Here is a 7256-nt window from a genome sequence, read left to right as displayed (position 1 = left end):
AGCGAACTCGGTTTGATACAAAACAGAAGTGATTTGCGAAAAGACAGGAGCTTGAATCGACATCGCCGACAATGGCAGCGAAAGCGGAAATTGCCCGCCAAAAATTGGCAATAGCCATTCTCATTGAACTGCGACCTTCTATGTTGGTGTTTGTCGGCCAAACTCAATTCGGCCAAGGGCAACTCCAGCTTCATATCTGAGACTCTTCGTCAAACCTGCCTTCCAGTCAATCAGCGCATCACCGCGTCCTCGAGAGCAGGAGGCGCTCCGCGAGATCTGTGATGAACCAGTCTTCCGCGATCAATCCGTCACGGAATCTGGAGGCGTCAAGGAGGAAAGGGAGGAAAGGAGGAAAGCAGGCCGGGATATTGACAAGAGTATCAGGTCAGACCCCGGGCTCAACTCCGCCAGCACGCCCAGGCGCAGGCTCACCCAGGCTTTGCTGCGCGAGAGTTGCTGGGCGATCTCGGCCACACTCAGTCCCAGACCCGCTTTGAGTTCATCGAGGAATCGGGCCTGTTCCAGCAACGAGAGCGCGGGGTCATTGGCGGCACGCAGCAGGCAAACGATCCCGGCGGCTTCCTCGGGCGCCAGCGACACAAACGGCACGGTGGACAGATGCAGCTTTTGGGCGCGGCGCAGGCGCTTGAACCCATCCAGGAGAATGCGCGCGCTGGACCGTTCGACCCCCTGCAGCGGTTGCTGGATGCCCGCCTGGGCCATCGCCTACGAATGAACCCTGCGCGGCTGACACGCAACCAAAGTAATCAGTGATCAGCAATCACTAAAGAGGGCAGGGCCTGTTCGGCGGCAGAGTCGCTCTACCCCGGGTTACGGCAGCACGGTAACGCGGTAGTAGCGGGCCGAACTTGACACCGCGGGATCCGCAATCTGGAGAGTTCGACCGGTTGGTTGCGCGAGGAAGTCGCTGTGGGTCTGCCAGACGCCGGAATTCAGGTCGGCTCGGACTTGGACGCGGTACGCCTTGTTCGGCTGGGCGGTGAAGCGGAGCGCAATCTGCCCTCCGTCTCGCGCGGCTTCGAGTTTCAAAACGCTCGCGGCGCTTTGCGGATCGGTGCCGGCCAGGTATTCCTGCAGATTCGACATGCCGTCGTTGTCCGGATCCAACGCGGCGTCGTTCGCGCCGATTCTCAGGCCATGAGAGGTTTCCCAATCGTCCGGAATGCCATCGTTGTCAGAATCCGCTGGCGTTGGGCTGGCCTGGTTGCTCGCTTCGGGAGAAGGAGCCGGCAAGGAAACGATCGTCGCGCTGCCATCGGGCAAGCGGCCTTGCGAGACATCGGTCGTTTGCGGACCAAACGTCACCGAATCAATGACGCTGCGCCCATTGGCGGCGATGAGGTAAATGGATTCCCCGGCCGCGCTCAGTCTGAAGTCGGCGTGGTTCGCGCCTTGATTGGGATTCTCGTCCGCGACGATCTTCAAGAATCCTTTCGGCGCGATAAAGGAAAGGGCGGCCAGTTGGGTGTTGGTGGGCGAGGCCAAGTTGTCCGTCAGATACAATCCCCCCAGCGCCACGGGGAGCGTCTCCGGATTGTAGAGTTCGAACCAATCGTCTCCGGAAGCGAGCGAAGCCATCCATTCGTTGATTTTCAGATTCGCCGGCGAGCCCAGCGCCCTGGCGCGATTCTCCCGGCCCGGCGTTGGTTCGGTCAACTGCCAGGCGCCTGTGCCGTTCGCAAGCCGTCCAATCGTCAGGTCCGCGGCTTGCGGGCCGAACGTCACGTAATCGCGCACCGCGAAGCCGTTGGCCGAGGGCGCGAACAGCGCGACGGTTTGGCCTCTGTCATTCAAGCCAAAGCCCGTGTGGAGGCCCGGAGCATTGGTTTGGCTGTCGCACCAAACGGTGAGGTAACCTTGCGCGGCAATGCGCGTGTTTGGCGGGAACACGTAGCGATTCGGCACGAGCATATCGTCGCTGAGGCCCATGCCGCTTAAGTCCAGCGTCTGGTTGCTGCTATTGAACAACTCGATCCAATCCGGCGTCTGGGCGCCGTTCGGCACAGAACCTCGGTTGCGCGCGGCGATTTCGTTCAGCACCAAATCTCCCGTGATCGCGGGAACCGTCGCCTCCAACGAGAGGCCGAACACGATGTCCGAGCTGTTGTTGGCGGATTGGTGGACTTCCACTGCAAGAACGTTCTCGCCTTGCGCAAGGCTGGCGGTTGAGATTGCGAACGGCCCTTCATAGACGGCGTCGCCCACGGTGCGGGTGGCGAGCGTGGAGAAACTTGCCGAGCCGGCCGGCATTCCCGTGCGCAACACTTCGGCGCCATTGAGGTAAACGATGCCTCCGTCGTCGATTACATGGCGCAATCGAAGCTCGGTTCCACGCGGCGGGGACGGGAAATTGAATTTGGCGCGGAAGTAATACGTTGTGCGCCCCAACGTGAGCGGCGTGCGGATGGGTTCCGGCAAGGCGGCCGTTTCCACGGCCAACAGCGCGCTCCCCGAAGCCCACGCCGCATCCTGGTAAGCCGGCGCGGTCCAATTGATCCCGGTCAGATCGGCACTCTGATTGAATTTCCACTTGGTGGTGGTGTCGATTCCCAGGAGCACGAGTTGGGACGGAGCCGCGCCGAAGTTGAAGGCGGTTTCATCGGAAGCCAGCGAGGGATGATCGTTCGCATCAAGATAGGCGCAGCGCCAGTAATACGTCTCGCCGAAATTCAACTCCTCAAAAGGAACCGGGATTGAAGTGAGGTTCGCGGCGCTGGTCGTCTTCCAAACCGGAGCACGGTAGGACCCGTTGCTGCTCCGGATTTCCCAGGTCGTCTTCGCGTGAGCCGGCGCGGAACTCGCGCTATGGCCGTAAGCGGAAGCCTGCAACAGAGCGGGTGGAAGCGCCGCGCCGCTGCTGGCAGGCGCAAGATTCACGGGTTTGATGGGCCGCTGGAATGGGCCGAATCCGCACTGGGTATTCACGGCGGTGAAACGGGCGTTGGCGAACGTCCGGATGCTCCCAAAGCCCATCGCGCTGATGTTCTCCGGATGAAGGAACGTATTGTTCAACAGGTAAAGCCGCCGCTTATACTCTTCCCGAAACGCCTTGATGAAACTGTCCTTGAAAAAATTCGGTCCGCGGAAGTTGTTGTTCCGATCGCCCACTTCGCCGATGTAGATCGAAGAACTGGCGGGCGTGTTATCGCCGCGGCCATACCAGGCATCGCAATCCCACGGGAGCATTCCCCATTTCCCGTTGCGCTTTTGCCAGAAGAAATGGTTTTGCGTCGTGTCGTCCCAAGGGCAGCACCAATTCTCGATGGCGATGTAATCGAGCATCTCATCAATGTCGAAGTAGTTGGTGAAGTAGGCGCGCAAGGCCGCGAGGTTCGGATTGAGCGCCGCAGGGGTGTCGCCGCGCGCGGCCCACATGGCATCGATCATTTGCTTGAAGTAGTAGGAGCCGCGCCAGCCGTTGTTTTGCAGCGCGAAGCTCCAATCGTACATTTGAAGGTCCGTCCAGTAACCCGGCTTGACGAGCTTGCGCCCATCGCCCCGGCCGTACGGGCCTTCGCCGGGCATGTCGATTGTCCCCACCGCTTTGTAGATTTCGCCGCTCGGTTCGAGAGGAGTGCCGGGATTCAATCGCTGCTGGGCCTGGTGGAACTCATCGAGCATGTCGCCGTCGAATTCACCTTGCTCCAGGCGTTGCATGACCGCGCGGTCGTTGAGGTAGAGATCGACGTATCGAACCTTGGAAACGGGGAAGCCGGCCTCGATGAAAAGATTGTGGCCAACGATGAAATCATTCCCTTTGTCCGTCTCGAAAATGCCCGTGACGCCGTTGAATTTCTTGTAGCGCGGGAATTGCCATTTGAGCGAATAGCGTTCGGCGCGGCGGTTGTAGCGGCTGCCATGATGGCGCATTCGGATGTCGTACACCACGCCTTCGTGAACCAGGATGGCCGGCTCCGTGGCGTTCCAGGAAAGTCTCGGGCGGCCTGGCGGATCGGGTGTCGTCACGCGCTTGGGACTTTGCGAAATGTTCCGCTGGAGAATCGCCAGACTGTTCGACGAAATGAAGCAGTCATAGATCGGCTTGGTGGACGTGCGGACCGGCGTCACGAAATACGCGTGCCATGGAAACGGATCGTCCGCGCGAGGCGATACGACTTCATCGCCCGTCCCTTGGTCTGCACGGAAGCGATAACGCACGATGGTGCGATTCGGCTGGCCCGGCAGAACGGCGCTGAACCGGACCGGCGTGCCGGGGCCGCTCCCGGACATCGATGTGACTGTGCGCGGCTCGTCGGTCGCGTTGATGTTATCGAGGAACCATTCCACGGCCACGCCAGACACCGAGGCGGCTGCCGAAAACGTGCAAGCGATTCTCACGGGTTGACCGTTGCGGATGATGGCGGCTTCGTCGGAATCCTGCGTGACGCTGAAATGAATGATCACCGGCTTGGGAACTGGACGGCTGACTGCGTTGGGCTTGCCCGGACTCGGGTTGCCGGGCAAGGGCGAGACGAGCCAGTTGGCCGGATCGTTGGGCGAGTGCGTGAAACTGACCCGTTCGAGCGACCGCCCGCGATACTGGTAATCCAAATGATTCAGGCCGGTGAAGTCTTCGTTGGCGCCCAGTCCATCCGCGCTGATCGCCCACGGAAACTCGGCTGAATAACTCACCGCATCAGCCAGTTCGCCATTGGCCTTTAGCAAGCGGAGCGTGTCCTTGGCATTGCCGAGTTGGTTGGTGTAAGGCCCGAACAGGTCGGGCAAGGCCAGCCCGTATGCGGGCACGGCTGCCAATCGCCCGGGGTTTTTCGCGATCACGCGGTAAGCTCCGGGTTGGATAGCGGAATTCGGCGGAAACGTGTAACGAACCCCGCCGGCGATCTGCCAGCCGGACAAATCCACCGGGGCGGTTCCTGCATTGTGGACTTCGACAAATTCATGCACGTCTTCATAGAGGTCGAGCACCGGGCTGCCATCCGCGTGGAACGCCGGCTCTTCGACGGGATGATACATGATTTCGCTGAAGACGATCTGCGCGCGGGCTTCCCGACTTGACAAGCAACCGGCTAAGGCAATCACAAGAAGCAGAAGGCGCATGCCCCGGCCTTCACATGAACCTGACGGTAGGGCGAGCCTGTCCCCAGCGAGCCGAGTCGGACGTGTTCCACGCACGTCGAGCGGCTCGCCGGGACGGACTCGCCCTGCCTGACTCATGGTCCGTGAGCAGGTGCTTTGGGAACAGGCAACTTCGCAGGACCCGCCAATTCGCCGCGAGGTTTTGGAGTGTGCGCTCCTCTGCTGTTTCCACGCAATTCTCCCGCTTAGAATCCCAACGGGATTCTGCCCCAAAGCCCAGGGTTGCGAGGAACGAGCTACCCTGGGGAATTCGACGAACATCGGATCAACCCCAACGGGGTTGTGTCTTCGGTGCATGGGAGAGGCGCAACCCCTTTGGGGTTGGCTCCTTGTCGATCTCTTTACCCAGGGTTGTTCGTGACTCGCAACCCTGGGCTGGAGGACGCAATCCGCTTGGGATTGGCGACAGCGGTCCACAGTCCCATCCCGGCCGTTCTTCGGCCCCATCTGCGATGCGTGAATCATGTTCCACCCTTGAAGCCGTCCGCCAAACAGTTGTGACATACCTCGCTTTAATGCAGGATTGATACCAGAATCAAGCTTTCGCCAGGGGGCCGCATGATCGCCTAAGCGGGTACCTCTCAATCAAGGTGGGGCGAGGCTCCTGCCGAGCCAATGCCATCGAAGAAAACCTCGGCGGGAGCCTCGCTCCACCTTCGTTAACTAACTGAGGGGTTACAGAACTGAACACATTTATGAAATGCACCGCCACCTTTGCCCGGCGCACGCAGCACATGAAACGCACCGCGGTTCGCGAGTTGCTGAAATTGACCGCGCAGCCGGATATGATCTCATTCGCTGGCGGATTGCCCGCAGCCGAGCTGTTTCCAATTCAGGAAGTCCTGGAAGCCACCAAAAGCGTCCTCGCGCGTGTCGGGCCGGCGGCGCTGCAATATGGCGAGACGGAAGGCCTCGGCGAATTGCGGGATTGGATCGCGAGCCGACTCGCCCGTCCAGGATTGCCGATCACCCGCAACAACGTCGTGATCACCACCGGCGCGCAACAAGCGCTCGATTTGATCGGGCGCATCTTGCTCGACGAAGGCGACACAGTCATCGTCGAGAACCCCACGTATCTGGCGCTGCTGTCGGCCTGGCGCCCGCTGGGTGTCCGATTCCAGGCCGTTCCATCCGACAGTGACGGAATGCGCGTTGAGGAACTGGAGCGATGCATCCAGAGCCGTCCGAAACTGATCTACACGATTCCGAATTTTCAGAATCCTCAAGGCACGACGTTGGGCCGGGATCGACGGCAGCGTCTGGCGGAGTTCGTGCGCGAACATAACGTCGCTTTGTTGGAGGATGATCCTTACGGCGAGCTTCGGTTCGACGGCAATCCTTTGCCTCACGTTCTTGAGCTCGCGGCTCGGATGGATTCACGCGGCGACCTGAGCGCTGGCGTCCTCTACGTCGGGACCTTCTCTAAAATCTTGATGCCTGGACTGCGCGTCGGCTGGGTGATTGCGATCCGGCGGATCAGCGTCTGCTGCGAGGCTTTTTGCAGGAGATCTCGCGACACGCCGAAGCGCCGCAATTTCAAGGACCCGCTCTGGTGAGGGCCTTCTGGTTGCTGCGGCTGAGTCGGACGAACGCTGTCGATCTGGAACTCGCGAGCGCGGTGTTCGAGAAATACGGCCTGGAGAGCTACGTCATTGGACTCCTCAAGAGTCAGGAAGCCCTGCTCACGCTTCCGCTTCAAAAGACTTATTTGCGGGCCCTGTTCAATGCCGGTCGCGCCGCAGAGTTCGATGCATTTTCGCGGTCGCTCCCATCGGGGGAACGGTTGCTGGCCGATCTGGAGATGCAGTTGTATCGAGCGGCGTTCGTGGAAGGATGGGGTTCGGTATCCAGGGAAGCCGCCTTTCGCAATGATCACGGCGCGGGGATCACGAACGCCGCTGCAGGTGAATTTAGGGAAACGAAGCCCTTAGAGCGTGTCCGAAAATTGCGCGGGGTCCTGCGGCGAGGGATTTTGGCTGTGGCCAAGGCGGCGAGGTCCGAGCATCCCCACCGCGGGCTGTAAGGACCGAGCCAACGCAGGCCACGGACAAAAGACCCGCCGCCCGGAGGGTTTTCGCGCCAAAGGCCGCCTGGCTTCGTTGCTCCTCAGTCGAAGATCCAGGGAGGATATTCTCCTT

Annotated in this window: 4 protein-coding genes; 2 read left to right on the top strand and 2 right to left on the bottom strand. The window is 60.5% G+C overall.

Annotated features, from left to right (window positions below; genetic code table 11):
- Positions 1-300: 300 nt before the first annotated feature.
- Together FJ398_24300 and FJ398_24295 are read right to left on the bottom strand one after the other, a co-directional pair.
- On the bottom strand, positions 301-723 hold the full coding sequence (locus FJ398_24300) for a hypothetical protein (GenBank protein ID MBM3841018.1): 423 nt from the start codon (positions 721-723) through the stop codon (positions 301-303).
- A gap of 108 nt (positions 724-831) precedes the next feature.
- A complete protein-coding gene (locus FJ398_24295) occupies positions 832-5622 on the bottom strand; it encodes a hypothetical protein (GenBank protein MBM3841017.1) in 4791 nt (1596 codons plus the stop codon).
- A gap of 191 nt (positions 5623-5813) precedes the next feature.
- Here FJ398_24295 and FJ398_24290 point away from each other — a divergent pair, with 191 nt between their 5' ends.
- Positions 5814-6674 carry a PLP-dependent aminotransferase family protein gene (locus tag FJ398_24290; GenBank protein MBM3841016.1) on the top strand — a complete coding sequence of 287 codons (861 nt, stop codon included), beginning with the start codon at positions 5814-5816 and terminating at the stop codon, positions 6672-6674.
- Positions 6671-7141: a hypothetical protein gene (locus tag FJ398_24285; protein MBM3841015.1), complete on the top strand. Its 471-nt coding sequence runs from the start codon at positions 6671-6673 to the stop codon at positions 7139-7141. The genes FJ398_24290 and FJ398_24285 overlap by 4 nt, the downstream gene beginning before the upstream one ends.
- Positions 7142-7256: the final 115 nt, after the last annotated feature.

This window comes from Verrucomicrobiota bacterium (genome assembly GCA_016871535.1).
Classification (GTDB): domain Bacteria; phylum Verrucomicrobiota; class Verrucomicrobiia; order Limisphaerales; family SIBE01; genus VHCZ01.
This window is presented reverse-complemented; position numbering and strand designations above follow the sequence as displayed.